This is a genomic window from Candidatus Odyssella thessalonicensis L13 (assembly GCF_000190415.1).
GTDB lineage: Bacteria > Pseudomonadota > Alphaproteobacteria > Paracaedibacterales > Paracaedibacteraceae > Paracaedibacter > Paracaedibacter thessalonicensis.
This window is the reverse complement of sequence record NZ_AEWF01000003.1, coordinates 288,205-303,140: the sequence shown is the minus strand read 5'-3', so window position 1 is coordinate 303,140 and position 14,936 is coordinate 288,205. Positions and strand designations below refer to the sequence as shown.

Below are 14,936 nucleotides of genomic sequence, written 5' to 3'. Positions count from 1 at the left end.
TAGAGGATGTTTTCTACCTTAGAAATTCAAGTTAAGCATTATCATTAAGTGTTTTAATCTAAAATAACAAATAATAGGAAAAACAATGAAATTTACGAAATTAGCTAGTTTATTGCTTCTGGCAAATACTTTTGTAGCTAATAGTTACGGCGCTGAGCCTGCCCGCCCCCAAGAGCTAACTGAGTCGCGCTTAGCCGATGGGCGCGTTACATTGGAGGAACTTCAAAGAGCTAACCCCATGACCCAATATGTTGTTCTGCTGAAGAATGCGAAGGAGCAGGACATCATAAACATGTGTGAACACCAAATTAATGATTATGTTGAAGCGTGCTTAAATGCTAAAAAACGCCTTGAAACCGTTACATTGGGCGTCGTTAGAGAGTATGCCGCTACCATACGCAGCGGTTTTGATGCAAAAATTGCATTCTCAGATCCCCGGAACCTGTTCTTAACTAGATCTGGGTTTTCAAGAGGGCTCATTGGTATTGATGTCCCTAATCCAGACAGAGATAACAGGCGCCAAGAAGAGGCTGAGCAATACTCAGCAGCGGTCAACAGAGACTGGGCTGCTATAGTCAATGCGGATAATATGGCATTAAAAACAGCACGGGAGAACATTGTCCCAGGTTCAGAGGCAGAACATATTCTAGACTGGATCGAGGATGAATGGTCGGGACTTACTGCTGAGAAGAAATTACAAGTGATAAGGCTTATTAAACTTACCTACTTTAACAGCTATAATCTTTATAACCAATTTATTCTCAGACATCTGCCAGGCCGCACTCTTCTCAATAGACTGAATCTAGCGCGCTCCTAACTCGTCAGATAGGTAAGATAAATTGTGCGCGTAAGTCTTGCTGTAAATATCCTAAACTGAGAAGGTAGCTAATTATAGCTACCTTTTTTAATAACTTTAAACTTGAGCATCTTGATGGCTGCTGGCCATTTCTATAAATGATCACATTAGTTAGAAGAATAGCGACAACATTCAAAAGTCTCACTTTAACTCTCAAAGTTAACTGATACTCTTATCTTTTAAGAGCAAGAAACTCGAAAGGATTTCTGCATACAGGGCTTGCAAAAGATTTAAGTCGCTGACAGCGGCTTGTTCATTGTCTTGATGAGCCATAGCATTTAATAATCCCAGCTCCACCACCGGGGCAATATCCTTTATAAAGCGTGCATCTGACGTCCCGCCGCTGGTGGAAAGCACTGGCGGCTTGCCCGTTATCCGTTCAATACAATTAACAATTTGTTCAGTAAGATGAGGATTTGAGCAATAAAAGGCTTCGCCACTGGTGCGCGTAGTCAAGGTGATGCGCGAAGAGACCTGCGCTGCAACCTTCCTAAGGTAGGCCTGCAAAGATTCACCGTTATGTAAGTTATTAAAGCGGATATTGAAACGGGCTTCTGCTTTGGGGACGACCACATTGGTGGTGGGATTACCCACATCAATGGAAGTAATCTCTAAGTTTGAAGGCTGAAACAACTCATTTCCCTGATCCAAGGGGTGGCGCTTCAATTCATTCAGGTAATCCATGAGGATTGTTATGGGATTGATAAAGTTCTCAGGATACGCCACATGGCCTGCTTGACCTTGCACAGTAACCTGAACATTTAAGCTGCCGCGCCGGCCAATCTTGACCATATCTCCTACTTGCTTAACACTAGTTGGCTCACCCACAAGACACAAATCGACAACCTCGCCGCGATCTTTCAGCCATTGCACCACCTGCCGAGTGCCATCGACGGCGACACCTTCTTCATCACTTGTCAGCAAAAAGCTAATTGATCCGGTGGGTTGGGATCGGATCACGTCTTGAGCTGCCATCAAGAAAGCTGCAATTGCCCCTTTCATGTCCACGGCACCCCGCCCGTAAACTGTTTGCGGATCTTTCAAATCAGCAGAAAAAGGATTATGTTGCCAAGCTACCGGGTTCGCCACGGGAACCACGTCAATATGGCCAGCAAAGCATAAATGAGGACTATGCTTGCCCCAGCGGGCATAAAGATTATCCACAGCTCCAAACGGCAAACGCCAGCACTCAAAGTGTAACTCTTCTAGAAAAGATTGAATAAAATCTAAACACCCGGCTTGTTGGGGGGTCACACTGGCAAAGGAGATTAGCTTCTGAGCAAGGTCAGCGACTGACATCGCCTCAAGCCCTCAATAGCTCATTAATTCCCACCTTTGATCGGGTCTTAGCATCCACTTGCTTGACAATAACAGCACATGCTAACGCCGGCGCATCAGCAGTAGCCCCTGGTAAAGTACCAGGTACGACCACCGAATAGGCGGGTACACGCCCATAGGTAATTTCGCCGGTTTGGCGATTGACAATTTTAGTGGACGCTCCTAAGAAAACTCCCATGGAAATAACGGCACCTTCTTCGACAATAACGCCTTCCGCAATTTCACTGCGTGCCCCAATAAAGCAATTGTCCTCAATTATTACCGGATTGGCCTGAAGCGGCTCTAATACGCCACCGATGCCCACTCCGCCTGAAATATGACAATTCGCCCCAATTTGGGCACAGGAACCAATTGTTGACCACGTGTCGACCATGGTGCCAGCCCCCACCCGAGCGCCAACATTAATAAAGCTCGGCATCAATACCACATCTTTCTCAATAAAGGCTGATCTGCGGACAATTGTGCCCGGAACAGCTCTAAAGCCAGCGGCAGTAAAATCTGACGTCGTCCAACCTGTCATTTTCAAGGGGACCTTATCGTAATAAGGTGTATTACCTAGCCCCGCCATTAACTGATTAGGATTCAGCCTAAAAGACAACAAGATAGCCTTTTTAATCCATTGGTGCACCACCCACTCTTGTCCTAGCTTTTCTGCCACGCGCACCTGGCCAGAATCGAGCCGCGTCAAAACATGGTCGACAGCATTAACGACGTCTTTATTCTCTGAAGTCAGAGATTGACGGCTTTCCCAGGCGGCTTCAATGATATCTTGATAGGACATGTGTGGTTACCTTAGATTTTTGTATGCATTCTACCGTGATCTCAGGAAAGTTGCAATCGATTGAGCTTTAACAACCAAACTGGGCCATCTCAGCGCGCAGCTCTTCGATACCGGACCCCTTAGCAGAGCTGGTCGGCATTACCGTGGGATGGGCTGCGGGGTGGTTTTGAAGAAGGTCTTCAAGCTTCGAGATAATCTTTTTCAACTGAAGCGGGCCAACTTTATCACATTTAGTAAGAACAACCTGATAAGAAACAGCTGCTTTATCCAACTGCTCCATTATTTCGAGATCATGCTTCTTGATTTCAACCCGCGCGTCCAGTAACACATAAACACGCTGCAGTGTCGGCCGACCGCGCAAATAAAAATCGATAAGTTTACGCCATTCAGCGACTACGGATTTGGGGACTTCAGCATAACCATAGCCAGGCATATCCACCAGATAAAGCCGCCCTCCCAGATCAAAGAAATTCAACTGCTGGGTTCGCCCTGGCGTATTAGAGGTCCGTGCTAAGGTTTTGCGCCCTGTTAAAGCATTAATTAAGCTAGATTTGCCAACATTGGAGCGGCCGGCAAAGGCAATTTCTGGAACCTCAAAGTCGACTAAATCCGTTAGCTTTTGAACGCCGCGAATAAATTCACAGGACTGAGTAAACAACAAACGACCATACTCGAGGGCGCCAGTTGTATAAGTTCCATCCGGATTTTTGAGGGAAAAGTCCATGATCATGCTGATTTCGCTTGATTATTTTCCTCAAGACGCATAATCCACCATTGCTGAGCAATTGATAAGACGTTGTTCCAGGCCCAGTAAATAACCAGTCCCGCTGGAAAATTAGCTAAGAGCACCGTCATCATCACCGGCATAATCATCATTGCCTTTGCTTGCGCGGGATCGGCTGGCTGAGGGCTGAGCCTTTGCTGCAGAAGCATGGTTACCCCCATGATCAACGGCCAAGCGCCAATCATTAAAAAGCTAGGCGGTGTAAACGGTAATAAGCCAAATAGATTAAAAACGCTTGTAGGATCAGGCGCTGATAAGTCATGAATCCAGCCATAAAAAGGCGCATGACGCATCTCTAAAGTCACAAACAAGACTTTATACAAGCAGAAGAAAACAGGGGCTTGGATTAATATTGGCAAGCACCCAGCCATAGGATTAATTTTCTCCTTCTTATATAGCTCCATTAGCTCTTGGTTTAACTTCATTTTATCAGCACCATACCGCTGTTTAAGAACTTCCATTTTCGGCTGCAGTGCTTTCATGCGCGACATGGAGCGGTATGATTTATTGGCCAAGGGGAACATAGCGACCTTAAAGATGACTGTCAGCAATAAAATTGCCAAACCAATATTCCCCAATATTTTATTAAGATATTCGAGCACATAGAACAAAGGCTTAGTTAAGAAATAGAACCAGCCAAAATCAACCGCTAAATCAAATTTGTCGATCCCCACTTTCTGTTCATAGGCATCCAACATTCTAAGATTTTTTGCACCCGCAAAAAGATGTTGCGAAACTTCAACAGATTGCCCTGGCGCCACTTCATATTCAGGGGAAATCGTTTCCGTTAAATAACGGTCAACCCCTTGCACAGTTTGTGTCTTAAACTTGCTTTGATAAGCAACCTTTTGATCCGGAATTAAGCTGACTAGCCAGTACTTATCAGTTATACCGAGCCAACCCCCAGCACTATTAAATTCTTCTGAACCCTTATCTTTTAGTTTATCGTAATCAAGCTCAACCAGCTTGCCATTCAAAACCCCAATTGGACCCTCATGTAAAATGAAATAGCCCCCTGTTTGAGGCTTACCCACGCGGGTAATCTGGCCATAAGCATTCAGCTTGAGCGATGTTGCTGTTTTATTTTCAACCTTGTCAGTGACTGTGAACATATACTGATCATCAATCATAATTGTCCGAGTAAAGCGTAGCCCTTGTCCATTATCCCACGACAACACCAACGACTTATTTGTGGTTAACTCATTGCTTGAGGCCGACCAAACTGTTTCAGGGGTCGGTAGAGCCTGCGAAGAGGCACTTATCCATCCAAAATCGACAAAATACGCCTGCGTCGTTTTTTTAGGCGATAATAAGACGATTTCTGCACTTTGAAGATCTGGGGTTTCATGATAATCAGCTAAAGTTATATCGTCAAAGCGAGAGCCAACTAGATTAATTGATCCATGAATTTTGGCAGCATTAATAGGGATCCGTTGCCCCACGAGCGCTTGCTCCCGGCTCAAGAGTTCTTGAGAAGGAAGAGCTTCTGTAGGCACAGTAGCACTATTTTTGGCAGCGACCTCTGTCTGCTGTTTGACCTTAGGAGTGTCAACAAAGTAGTTGTAGCCAACCAAGACAAGCAGACTGAGAAGAAACGCAACGATTAAATTTTTTTGCTCATTCATGAACGCTCTCCGAAAGTTGAAGATTGAGGATGAGGTACCGGATCATAGCCATAGCTTCCCCCCAAAGATTTAAAAGGATGACAGCGCATCAAACGGCGCATTATAAAATAAAGTCCACGCTTTAATCCATGATGCTGCAAAGCATGCACCGCATAAGCAGAACAAGTGGGTTGAAAGCGACAACGCGGCTGTAAATAAGGTGAGATTAACCAGCGATAACTATGGACGAAAAAAATCAAAACTTTAACGATCATTTGGACGACACTTCTTTTAGGCATTTCCCAATCGCATACCTTAAATCTCTTAGCAGATGATCAAATGCAGAATCCACTGTTGCTACTTTTGCAATAACAACAATGTCACATGGTGGCAATTCTAAAGTAGGTAAGATACTGCGTATTGCTTCCCGTAAGCGTCTTTTGGCTCTGTTACGACGCACAGCACTTCCCACACGTCGGGTTGCCGTGTAACCGACACCAATGGTATTATCCCCTGAGACTGGATCGACAGGAATTAATTGGACGATAAGAGTCGAGGCCGGGCAGTAAACCCCCTGCTGGGCGACCCTTAAAAACTCGCGACGTTTCTTCAAACGTCGTTCCATTTGACTGAGGCTCTCTTAAGCAGAAAGACGCTTACGACCTCTTGCGCGGCGTGCCGCAATTACTTTACGACCTCCAACAGTTGCCATTCTCGCCCGAAATCCATGGCGACGCTTGCGAACCAGTTTACTTGGTTGATATGTTCTTTTCACGATCTTAATCCTTATTTTTGACGAACGCAATAATGCGAGCGTTTAAACACAGTTGTTTGTTTATAACCAATTTTCACCTCAAAAATCAAGATTCTTTATTCATAAAAATTTCTGTAATATTAATTAACCAATCCTATTTGCAGGTCTACTATGGTTAGTACAACAAAGATCAATTCATCTCTTCCTGTTAATAGCTTGAAGACAGCTTCCACAAAAGTTAAAAAAAACACTGATAAATTCAATGCTAAGCAATCTGGTCAAACTGCTCCGACGGGCGAGACTTATCAGACATTTTCCGTAAGCGGCTTATCAGCTTTATTCTTGGATGATGCTCCCAAACAGAACCACCATCAAGCCATAACCTATGGTAATGAGCTCTTAGATCAACTTGATAAAATTCATGCTGATTTAGTGCGTGGCACGCTTTCTAAAGAGGATCTTATCGAGTTAATGAAGTTGCTGCAAGATCGCCCTGCCCTTACGGTCGATCCAGAGCTGGAAAATCTTATTCGTGAGATTGAGACACGGGCAGCTGTGGAATTGGCAAAGCTGGGCGCCTAGTCTGCTCTTCCTTTTTAAAAGGTTGACGCTTTTTGAGTAGATCGATTTTAGCTTCACACTTTTGTTCTTCGTGGACACATGAGCTGGTCTTCGTCTGCTGGTTTGTTGATCGGTTAGCATCCTCTGCTACCCCTAAATTAAGAAAACAAATGCTTAATAAAATTTTATGCATAACCCAATCCTCTCAGGCTTATATCCTATCTCTAAAGCTTTTAAGGAAAACTTAATAAGGCAAAATATTCTTTCTATCCACGTTAAAGGGAAGGCCACGCTAAAGGAAGGCCGAGAGAATTCTTATACTAATTCCTATAAGTTCTATATAAGCTGTCAAGATAACCGAGATTACTCTTAGCGTTTTTATCTAGCACGAACCCTTTAGGAGGAGCACCAGTAAATAACACAGGACTAGACGCGAAAAGTGCTTGAGATGCGAGTGGAGAATGTTTACCTTATTAATCGAGCCGTAGAGTCTTCACAGCCTCCTTATTTAGTTCAGTTTTAAAGCATGCGTATTAGTTTTATTATTTCTTCTTTAGCAACTGGCGGGGCGGAAAGGGTATTATCCAATCTGGCTAACTATTGCTCTCAACAAGGCCATGATGTGACTATCATCACCTTCAGTACTCCAGAAAGCTTACCCTTCTATAGACTAGAACCAGACATCAGATTAATCCCGCTGGGAGAGAGTAATTTGACAGCATCTCCTCTTCAGCGGCTACGCAGTATTTTTAGACGCTTTAACAAATTAAATAAATCTCTTAACCTCATTAAGCCTGATATAGTGTTATCCTTTATAACTGTTAGTAATATTATGGCCATACTAGCGGCAGCAAGACACAACATTCCACTAATTGTCTCTGAGCGCACTCACCCTTTTTATCATTTTACGCCCAAATTCCATGTTTTATTACGCCGACTTCTTTACCCTCAGGCCGCCAAAGTTATCGTTCAAACCCAAAGCATAGCTGATTACTTTAACTATCTGAACAATGTAGCAATTATCCCGAATGCCCTGCAAGTGCCGCCCCTCTCTAAAACAGCCCTCGTCTCCACCTCACCGCGCCATCTCGTTTCTGTGGGAAGGCTGATTAAATCTAAAGGGTTTGAGACGCTCATCCAAGCCTTTAAGGAGGTTGCTGAGGCGAATCCTGACCTTATACTTACCATTTATGGTGAAGGGGAAGAACGGCCACGCTTAGAAGAACTAATTAGAAGCCTCAATTTAAAGGAGCGAGTTCTTCTTCCTGGCACAGTGCCGGATGTCTTGACCAGGCTTTCGCAAGCAGACATATTTGTTTTTCCTTCTCACTATGAAGGTTTTCCTAATGCCTTAGGCGAGGCAATGGCTGTCGGTTTGCCGGTCATTGCGTCCAACTGTACTGGTAATATTGACCTTATTAAAGATGGCATTAACGGTCGGTTGTTTCCCGTGGGAGATGCTGCTTCGTTAGCCAGCTTAATGCTTGAGCTTTTGAAGGACACTGAGCAACGCCAACGCTTATCGTTTCATGCTCAGCAAACCACTCAGCTCCTTGACGCCGATAAGATACATAGCCAGTGGCAAGATCTCATCCTTAGCCTGGTCAAACCTAAATGATTTAACTTAGAAAGAGTGTCCAGCCAGGGTCAAGACTCTATTTCTAGGGACGTAAGTTCTGAATAATTAAGCTCACGCTGCGCATAACCACTATGAATCCCAACAAACTGCAAAAGATTGTACTGATCACATAAATAATGGAAGCTGTAATATGTTCTTTTTCAACCAGAACCCCAAAATCAAAAGCAAAAGCAGAAAAGGTAGTGAATCCGCCTAAGAACCCCGTTACCCAGAAGTAACGATTTAAATCTGATATAGGTATTATGGAGAACATGAATCCGGCCACCAACCCCATTAAACTGCATCCTATAATATTAATAACGAGAATGGGCAACGGTATTCCCCCTAGCGTCGCGGGGAGCATGTCAGCAAGAAAGGCACGGAGTATAGCACCGCAGGCGCCCCCGATGCCGACTAGAAAATATTGTTGCAGCATTTATCGCCCTCCTGCCTCTTGAAATTACTACTTAAGCAAGCTGTTTATACACCCGGCTCAATTTGATTTTAAAAGGATTAACTATATAAATTCTTAAGATTTCTTATGCTCACTCCCGCTTGAAGCTAGAAATCGGTGAAAGCCCCCTAACAAGAGGAGGAAAATGCCCCTCCTTCTTAAAATGTCATAAGCGGATATAGCCACGGATAGTGGGATTTCTTGGTCGAATAAAGATGCCAGACCGATTATGGTAATTCCCTTCTGAAGTCAGGATATGATCACCTTTATCTTGCAGAACAATACCAATATGATCTAATTCCACTTGATCAATAAGCTGATCAAACAGAACCAGGTCTCCCGGCTCGGCTTGTTGGGAAGCGGGCAAGAAAATATTTTCTTGCCGGGCCCACAAATACCAGGTTCTTACGGCACCCAGCATCCAATCCGAATGAGTAAGCGGTTGGATTGCTAGCTTAACATCGATCAATTGGAGAAGATAATGAACATAGGCGCAACACCAATCATATCCTACCATAGCATCTAAATACTTAGGATCTTTGCGTCCTAAAGCTTGCCGGAAAACCTTTAGATACTTTTCAATATCTGGACCGGCTTTACAGGCATTACCTGTAAGGCAGAGCCTTCCCTCCTGATAAGCGAGCGCCGCAAAGCGTAATTTAAGAGAGGCAGGCTGAATAATCATAATTACTTAAGAATCGTATTGCTTGCTTATCATCTTCAAAATTTTTAATACTTTTCTATTAATTGGCAAAGAATAAAAATGAAATATGTTTTCCCTATCAACCTAAGTGCTTGTTCGTTAGTGTATCTAATTAGATGTACGTTAATAGTGGAGAGAAATTATGGGCAACCTCCTGCGTTTATTCTGTCTATCTTTTTACGTTCTCCTGCTTTGGCCAAATTACCTCTTAAGCTCCCATAGCGCTGATCAAAGTCTAGCCGAGTCTGAAAGTGAACGGCCGCTAATTGCTAACATTCATTCAATTGCGGCTACCTTAACCCCATTCATTGACGCCTCTCCTGCCGCTAGCGCTTCTCTGGAGGACTGGAATGCATTCTTGCAACAAGAGTTTTTACGACCGCCAACTTGTGACCATCCAGAGCTTTATAATTCCTCTCCTTATACAAATTATCCCCCGTTAATACCTTTCTTTACAGAGATAGGTTTAACTCGGAGCACTTATCCTGCCAAACAGGACTATAGCGCTATTGTGATCTTTGGAGGGGCCCCCTAGGATACTAAAGAGCGGTTTTCCTACCTCAAGAAGCTGATCCAAGCCAATAAAATAAAACCGTCGCATTTTATCTACATTAACGGACATCGCCCTTTAAAGGAGATAGAAAAACACTGGCTTTTAGAATACCACTACCAGGAGAAGAATTATCAGCATGAAGCCGCGGCAGAGATCTGGAAGAAATCCTTTTCCTCTAAATTAGCATCCAAAGACCTTGAAATCATGACCATATCTGCGCTCCCGACTCGGCGCGCCAATACGCTAGACACAGTGCAAGCCTACTTTAAAACCTATGACTTTGAGAGCACCCTTTTCATTACTAACGGTCCCTATGGACCCTTTCAAGAGGAAATCGTAAAAAGAGTGAGTTCTTTCCGTACCTGCGAGGTTATCCAATCTCCCATACGCGATACTGCAGCGATGAGCAGCCTGTTAGATACGATAGCTAGACGAGGGTATGTGATGCTGGAGAATAAGGCGTCCTCAGAGGCTGCTAAAGGGTGAGCAGCCTATCCAGTTAGAATCTTGATAAGCGTGCTTGTCAACCATAAATCTAATGACACGCTATTATTGTGTTTTTAGCTCATTAAGCAAGCTCTCTCCTTGCTTTAGCTTACTTACATGCACCCGACCTCTCAACGTTCCAATAGTATCTTTCTCGAATTCATAATTTTCAGCTAAAGTTTTAAGCTCATTGACGGCCCCCATTGCCCGCTCTCTTATCAAGGAAGGGTCAATTTTAACGGCTACATAAGCAAAGTTATATAAGAAAGCCATTCTTGCTTGCAGATGTATAGATTCTCTTTCTTCCTCATACGCTGAATAGCTAAGGTTTAACATGTCATAACAGCCGTTAAGATCTGTGCCTTTATAATAATAGTGAGAGGTTTTCAACATTTGCTCACCTATAAATTCCTGAAATTCACCTGGCAGCACCCACAGATCTGAGGCACTGCTTTCCTGGGTGTCACAATATCTTTTTTCTAAACCGATGCCATGGCGGCTCATTTTCGCCGCTTCAGCGTATTCCCCCTGTTCCGCGAGCAGCTCGGCTGCTTGATAAAATTTAGAAGCGGCGTCAACTAAATAGGATGGATTTTGGAGGTGCGAATCTATTTCCGCCGATAACACAAGCAATTTACACTTTCTCTGCTTATTGGTGGTCAATGAAGCGGCTTTCCAATAAGCTTCTGATGCGCTGATTTTAGAATATTGAGGATGGTTATCAGTGGAGAGTTCGGCTTGCTTTTTAAGAAGGGAGGCTTTCTTTTCAAAAAGTTCGCTCTTTCTTTCAGACGATCGACTCATTTCTATAATTTCGTTTAAATTTGCTTGCGCTAATAGGTAATACCCTGCTGCATCCCCCATTACTGTTTTGGATACAGTAAGCCGGCTAATAACATCCCCCATCTTTTCATATAGAGAACTTTTTTTCATAGGATTAGCATTATCTGCCTGAGCATGCAAATAAAATTCTAGAGCTTTGTGGAGAGAATCTTCCTCATCATTAAGCTGAAGATAGAGATCACCAATTTTTTCGTTTAAGACGCTTTTCCTGAAAGGCTCATCTGCTAGTCTCTCAGCTTCTACCAGAGCTCGGAGGGCAGCAGCATGATTCTTTTGCAATATATATTGCTGGGCCATTTCTTCAGCTCGCAGACTGCCAATAATATTAGAGATCTCACTGATAGGCATCATTGCTGGAGATAGGGGTGCTTCTTCCTCACCTTTTACTTTTTTAACTTCAGTTTTTAAAGGGTCTATTTCTAAAGAGTCAATTAAATCATCACTATTATCTGCTACTCTTTTGTACGGCTCATGGAGGAATGGTAGCATAGGGGTGGCCTCCGTATTAATTGCAGATAAAATAGACCAATTATTTTTCTCCTCTTTCTCTTCTTCCTCTAACTCCATCGCATAAATAGGAGTACTGCCCAAAAACAGACTTAATATCCCCACACACTTTATTATTTTAAAAGAATTATTTTTCATTATTAACCTTTCACTGAATATTTTTACTTGATTATCCCTAATCTATTACTGTTAGGCTTATTAAATGTTCCCTTTTAGATATAAGATTAAAGAGCGCTTTAAAGCTAGCCTTAATTATTCTGACCTTTTTCACCTTCATCTCTTTGAGGGTATTATACAAGCTTATTTTGCCTTTTCTTTCTTATTAGACCTCCAAGAATCTTCTTGCCATACCATTCACGTAGGAGCACGGCAAACAGTGTTGCCAGTGCGGTAATTATCGGACTGAAGCAAAAAACTCTTGTCCTTAAGCAGAAAAAAAGGTATCTTCGGACTATCCCTGTGGAGAGGTGGCCGAGTGGTCGAAGGCGCACGATTGGAAATCGTGTATACGTTAATCGCGTATCGAGGGTTCGAATCCCTCTCTCTCCGCCATTAAGACTCCCCCATAAACAAGCATCAATCTAATAGTAGAGCCGCAGGTGATTCTGCCGCGACTGCAAACTTCTTCTAGCTATACGAGGCTACAAGTTATAAGCATCAATGTAGTTCTTCTTCTCAATCTTGAGCATCTTTCAATTTAATTAAAATTATTGCTGACAAATTAAAGGACATCATGAACTCAATAAGCTTATTCTGTCTCTTCTTCTCTTGTTCCTCTTTTAAAATATTTTTTGCTCTACCCGTCTTCTTAAACGCTCAAATAGTTATTATGGTAAAAGTATAAGTTAACATTTACCTTTTTACCGGGAGTTAAGCACCGTCCTCTTACGAGTGATTATTTAAGCGCGATAAGATTAAAGCTTTCATATATTTCCCTTATTTGTCAGCAAATTAAGAGGAATATTTCTTATTCTGAGACGGTGAAAGGGTAACCATTATCTTTAATGCTTTAAAATAAAAACACTTTAGTAAAACTAGGGGAAATTGGCATCATAAAATGGAGCTTTCATCTTATAGAACACGGAAGTTTATATCATGGATATATTAATTAGGACTATCTACCATAAAAGTTAAGTCCTTATACTTGCTTTCCTTAATGCTCAATTCTTGCTCTGCAATCGCCGTAGATATACCCTCTATCCCCCCTACTTTTGAGATCTTTACCCAAGCCAGAACCCAACAAGACCTGACAGTGGGCCAAACCACATTTTTAAAGCCTGTCGGAAATGATTACTATCAATTATTTTCCAAAATTATTACACACTCTACTATAAAAACTCTTTTCGAAAACGGACAAATCTTGACCATCTCTTCCGCGGATACACCCTTTACTCCCCAAGTTGTGCAAGAATGTATTGAGGAAGCAACACAGCAGACATGTGAACTTTTCTCAATAAGCTATTCATCCATATCTGAAAAAATAGAACTCACCCCTATAGAGACAAGCTTACGGCATCTATTTATTATGGACCAGCTCTCTCTCAGAGCCACAGGTCTTACAAAGCCACCTAGCAACAAAGCGTATTTATACAACTTGCTGGTGACGAAAGTGAAAAAATCCCCTCTATTGAATAGAGAAATGCTCAATCACCTTCTGATCTCAGCCTCAGCTCAAGCCGAATTTAGGATCAACAAACGGGTACGAGATCTTCAATCTTGTATCAGGGAGCAAGGAGGGCACGATAAACTCTTTAATAAGATAGAGCAGATTAATAATACCTATGCACGAACTCTATGTTATCGATCCATCACTAATGAACTCATAAAGTTATCATTGTTATCCAAGTACGCTACTAATTCTGTCCTTCCACCTGCTCATACGACAGCGCCTCCCTCTTCTTATGCTTCGGTCCTTCCAGTTTCTCCAATTGCCTTGAGTGGCTCTCCAACTGCCGCAGAGTTCTCTCAGCCGTCCCCTTTTATAGAGTCATTATTTAGTGATCCTGTTTGGCCTTATACTCCCTCCGATAGTTTCTCTACTTTAGACGAACTCGATACGTCCTTTACTTTTATAGAGTCATTGTTTAATGATATTATTTCTCCCAATTTTTACGCCTCAGTAGATAATTCTTCGCCTTTATCAGAATCTTTTACTCCTGCACCTAATGGATTCCTCGGCCCGCTGAGCCAATTACCTCTGTCCCCTATCCACAGCACGACTCATTCATTGCCTAGTACTCAGGACTTCAAGAAAGAGACTAGCCCGCTAACTCTGTCTCATTATTCTTCGCCAATGAGGGGGCATCCTCCCCTGTAGTGATTACACCTGGGAAGAGGCAACGGGAAGAGGATGAGGAGAATGCTTCCCCCAGCGACCATCTTTATAAGGCTCGAAAAATTGACATCTCCCACCTTGAGATTTCGCAAGATTGTAAAGACGAAATTCTTAATTGTTTAGAAGAAGCCTTAAGCCGCTCCCAAGGAAGAGAAGCAGTGAGGAAGAAACTTAGATCCCTTCAAGATTATCTTCACTCTTCCGCAGGCACAGAAGATATGAAGACAATTTATCACTATTATGCTCTGGCAAAAACCTGGGGCTTAAGCAATGACTTTTTCTATTTTGTTGTCGATAACTTAGGGAATAATCAAGAAGATCCTGAAGAAGCAGAGCCAGCGCAATTAAGTGATAACTTTATTCAGTATTTACAGCTTCGGCAGCAACGCGAGAAACTACTAAAAAATCAAGACAAGCAGGCCAAATACTTTGCAAGCTTCGAGAAGCTTATTAGCCAAACTGAACAATCTGAATTTAATTCTCAGCCGTTAGTACAAATTCTAGAATCTTACAGGCAAGAGGCAAGCGATCAACTTGAAAAGGTTAACCGAAAATTAGTAACCTTAAGCCGTAAAAACGGATATCCGCGCATATTTTAGGAGAACTTGGGTACCGCCAATCTTTCTCAATCTACCTAATATTGACCTAATTCATAAGAAGCTAATACTAGCTTGGGATAGATTATTATATAAGCGAAATAGGACCAAACCATTAATATATTTCTCCTATTTATTAGGAAATTAGTAAGGATTTAACGTT

The 14,936-nt window shown here is 42.6% G+C and carries 17 protein-coding genes and 1 tRNA gene; 8 read left to right on the top strand and 10 right to left on the bottom strand.

Going from position 1 to position 14,936, the window contains the following annotated elements; translation table 11 throughout:
• Window positions 1-85: 85 nt before the first annotated feature.
• Window positions 86-817: a hypothetical protein gene (locus HMO_RS0106865; RefSeq protein ID WP_010300429.1), complete on the top strand. Its 732-nt coding sequence runs from the start codon at window positions 86-88 to the stop codon at window positions 815-817.
• 198 nt (window positions 818-1,015) lie between these two features.
• Here the strand turns inward: HMO_RS0106865 and dapE are convergent, their stop codons facing one another.
• The 7 genes from dapE to rpmH all read right to left on the bottom strand — a co-directional run bounded on the left by dapE (window position 1,016) and on the right by rpmH (window position 6,138).
• Window positions 1,016-2,155 carry a succinyl-diaminopimelate desuccinylase gene (gene dapE / locus HMO_RS14155; RefSeq protein ID WP_010300425.1) on the bottom strand — a complete coding sequence of 380 codons (1,140 nt, stop codon included), beginning with the start codon at window positions 2,153-2,155 and terminating at the stop codon, window positions 1,016-1,018.
• Between the two features lie 4 nt (window positions 2,156-2,159).
• The gene (dapD, locus tag HMO_RS0106855) at window positions 2,160-2,975 is read right to left on the bottom strand and encodes a 2,3,4,5-tetrahydropyridine-2,6-dicarboxylate N-succinyltransferase (RefSeq protein WP_010300422.1); all 816 of its coding nucleotides are present in this window, start codon (window positions 2,973-2,975) and stop codon (window positions 2,160-2,162) included.
• 67 nt (window positions 2,976-3,042) lie between these two features.
• Entirely contained in the window at window positions 3,043-3,705 is a 663-nt protein-coding gene (gene yihA, locus HMO_RS0106850; protein WP_010300417.1) for a ribosome biogenesis GTP-binding protein YihA/YsxC, read from the bottom strand.
• Window positions 3,702-5,384 (bottom strand): membrane protein insertase YidC, encoded by a 1,683-nt coding sequence (gene yidC, locus HMO_RS0106845; RefSeq protein ID WP_010300414.1) that lies wholly within the window; start codon window positions 5,382-5,384, stop codon window positions 3,702-3,704. The genes yihA and yidC overlap by 4 nt, the downstream gene beginning before the upstream one ends.
• Window positions 5,381-5,638, bottom strand: a complete 258-nt coding sequence (yidD, locus tag HMO_RS0106840) for a membrane protein insertion efficiency factor YidD (protein ID WP_010300411.1) — start codon at window positions 5,636-5,638, stop codon at window positions 5,381-5,383. Before yidD ends, yidC begins: the two co-directional genes overlap by 4 nt.
• On the bottom strand, window positions 5,635-5,988 hold the full coding sequence (rnpA, locus tag HMO_RS0106835) for a ribonuclease P protein component (RefSeq protein WP_010300408.1): 354 nt from the start codon (window positions 5,986-5,988) through the stop codon (window positions 5,635-5,637). Before rnpA ends, yidD begins: the two co-directional genes overlap by 4 nt.
• Window positions 5,989-6,003: 15 nt before the next feature.
• On the bottom strand, window positions 6,004-6,138 hold the full coding sequence (rpmH, locus tag HMO_RS16115) for a 50S ribosomal protein L34 (RefSeq protein WP_010300405.1): 135 nt from the start codon (window positions 6,136-6,138) through the stop codon (window positions 6,004-6,006).
• Window positions 6,139-6,288: 150 nt separating this feature from the next.
• Between rpmH and HMO_RS15550 the strand changes: the two genes are divergently transcribed.
• Complete coding sequence (locus tag HMO_RS15550) at window positions 6,289-6,699, top strand: flagellar assembly protein FliX (RefSeq protein ID WP_010300390.1); 411 nt, start codon at window positions 6,289-6,291, stop codon at window positions 6,697-6,699.
• A 505-nt stretch (window positions 6,700-7,204) separates the two neighbouring features.
• Window positions 7,205-8,296 carry a glycosyltransferase family 4 protein gene (locus HMO_RS14145; protein ID WP_010300381.1) on the top strand — a complete coding sequence of 364 codons (1,092 nt, stop codon included), beginning with the start codon at window positions 7,205-7,207 and terminating at the stop codon, window positions 8,294-8,296.
• A gap of 43 nt (window positions 8,297-8,339) precedes the next feature.
• Here the strand turns inward: HMO_RS14145 and HMO_RS14140 are convergent, their stop codons facing one another.
• Window positions 8,340-8,732: a fluoride efflux transporter FluC gene (locus tag HMO_RS14140; protein ID WP_010300378.1), complete on the bottom strand. Its 393-nt coding sequence runs from the start codon at window positions 8,730-8,732 to the stop codon at window positions 8,340-8,342.
• A gap of 184 nt (window positions 8,733-8,916) precedes the next feature.
• The gene (locus HMO_RS0106810) at window positions 8,917-9,435 is read right to left on the bottom strand and encodes a CHAP domain-containing protein (protein ID WP_010300375.1); all 519 of its coding nucleotides are present in this window, start codon (window positions 9,433-9,435) and stop codon (window positions 8,917-8,919) included.
• A 160-nt stretch (window positions 9,436-9,595) separates the two neighbouring features.
• On the opposite strand from HMO_RS0106810, the gene HMO_RS0106805 reads away from it, so the two are divergent.
• Together HMO_RS0106805 and HMO_RS0106800 are read left to right on the top strand one after the other, a co-directional pair.
• Entirely contained in the window at window positions 9,596-9,988 is a 393-nt protein-coding gene (locus tag HMO_RS0106805; RefSeq protein ID WP_010300371.1) for a hypothetical protein, read from the top strand.
• A 222-nt stretch (window positions 9,989-10,210) separates the two neighbouring features.
• Complete coding sequence (locus tag HMO_RS0106800) at window positions 10,211-10,492, top strand: hypothetical protein (RefSeq protein ID WP_010300368.1); 282 nt, start codon at window positions 10,211-10,213, stop codon at window positions 10,490-10,492.
• 63 nt (window positions 10,493-10,555) lie between these two features.
• Here HMO_RS0106800 and HMO_RS0106795 read toward each other — a convergent pair whose 3' ends face one another.
• Complete coding sequence (locus HMO_RS0106795; protein WP_010300364.1) at window positions 10,556-11,980, bottom strand: hypothetical protein; 1,425 nt, start codon at window positions 11,978-11,980, stop codon at window positions 10,556-10,558.
• A 323-nt stretch (window positions 11,981-12,303) separates the two neighbouring features.
• Between HMO_RS0106795 and HMO_RS0106785 the strand changes: the two genes are divergently transcribed.
• The 3 genes from HMO_RS0106785 to HMO_RS0106775 all read left to right on the top strand — a co-directional run bounded on the left by HMO_RS0106785 (window position 12,304) and on the right by HMO_RS0106775 (window position 14,776).
• Window positions 12,304-12,394, top strand: a tRNA-Ser gene (locus HMO_RS0106785).
• Window positions 12,395-12,986: 592 nt separating this feature from the next.
• On the top strand, window positions 12,987-14,159 hold the full coding sequence (locus tag HMO_RS0106780; RefSeq protein ID WP_010300358.1) for a hypothetical protein: 1,173 nt from the start codon (window positions 12,987-12,989) through the stop codon (window positions 14,157-14,159).
• A complete protein-coding gene (locus tag HMO_RS0106775) occupies window positions 14,159-14,776 on the top strand; it encodes a hypothetical protein (RefSeq protein ID WP_010300354.1) in 618 nt (205 codons plus the stop codon). Before HMO_RS0106780 ends, HMO_RS0106775 begins: the two co-directional genes overlap by 1 nt.
• Window positions 14,777-14,936: the final 160 nt, after the last annotated feature.

Bases quoted from the DNA above. Each gene is read 5' to 3' on its own strand.
- HMO_RS0106865 (WP_010300429.1), top strand. From the start codon at position 86: ATGAAATTTACGAAATTAGCTAGTTTATTGCTTCTGGCAAATACTTTT.
- dapE (WP_010300425.1), bottom strand. From the start codon at position 2,155: ATGTCAGTCGCTGACCTTGCTCAGAAGCTAATCTCCTTTGCCAGTGTG.
- dapD (WP_010300422.1), bottom strand. From the start codon at position 2,975: ATGTCCTATCAAGATATCATTGAAGCCGCCTGGGAAAGCCGTCAATCT.
- yihA (WP_010300417.1), bottom strand. From the start codon at position 3,705: ATGATCATGGACTTTTCCCTCAAAAATCCGGATGGAACTTATACAACT.
- yidC (WP_010300414.1), bottom strand. From the start codon at position 5,384: ATGAATGAGCAAAAAAATTTAATCGTTGCGTTTCTTCTCAGTCTGCTT.
- yidD (WP_010300411.1), bottom strand. From the start codon at position 5,638: ATGATCGTTAAAGTTTTGATTTTTTTCGTCCATAGTTATCGCTGGTTA.
- rnpA (WP_010300408.1), bottom strand. From the start codon at position 5,988: ATGGAACGACGTTTGAAGAAACGTCGCGAGTTTTTAAGGGTCGCCCAG.
- HMO_RS15550 (WP_010300390.1), top strand. From the start codon at position 6,289: ATGGTTAGTACAACAAAGATCAATTCATCTCTTCCTGTTAATAGCTTG.
- HMO_RS14145 (WP_010300381.1), top strand. From the start codon at position 7,205: ATGCGTATTAGTTTTATTATTTCTTCTTTAGCAACTGGCGGGGCGGAA.
- HMO_RS14140 (WP_010300378.1), bottom strand. From the start codon at position 8,732: ATGCTGCAACAATATTTTCTAGTCGGCATCGGGGGCGCCTGCGGTGCT.
- HMO_RS0106810 (WP_010300375.1), bottom strand. From the start codon at position 9,435: ATGATTATTCAGCCTGCCTCTCTTAAATTACGCTTTGCGGCGCTCGCT.
- HMO_RS0106805 (WP_010300371.1), top strand. From the start codon at position 9,596: ATGGGCAACCTCCTGCGTTTATTCTGTCTATCTTTTTACGTTCTCCTG.
- HMO_RS0106800 (WP_010300368.1), top strand. From the start codon at position 10,211: ATGACCATATCTGCGCTCCCGACTCGGCGCGCCAATACGCTAGACACA.
- HMO_RS0106795 (WP_010300364.1), bottom strand. From the start codon at position 11,980: ATGAAAAATAATTCTTTTAAAATAATAAAGTGTGTGGGGATATTAAGT.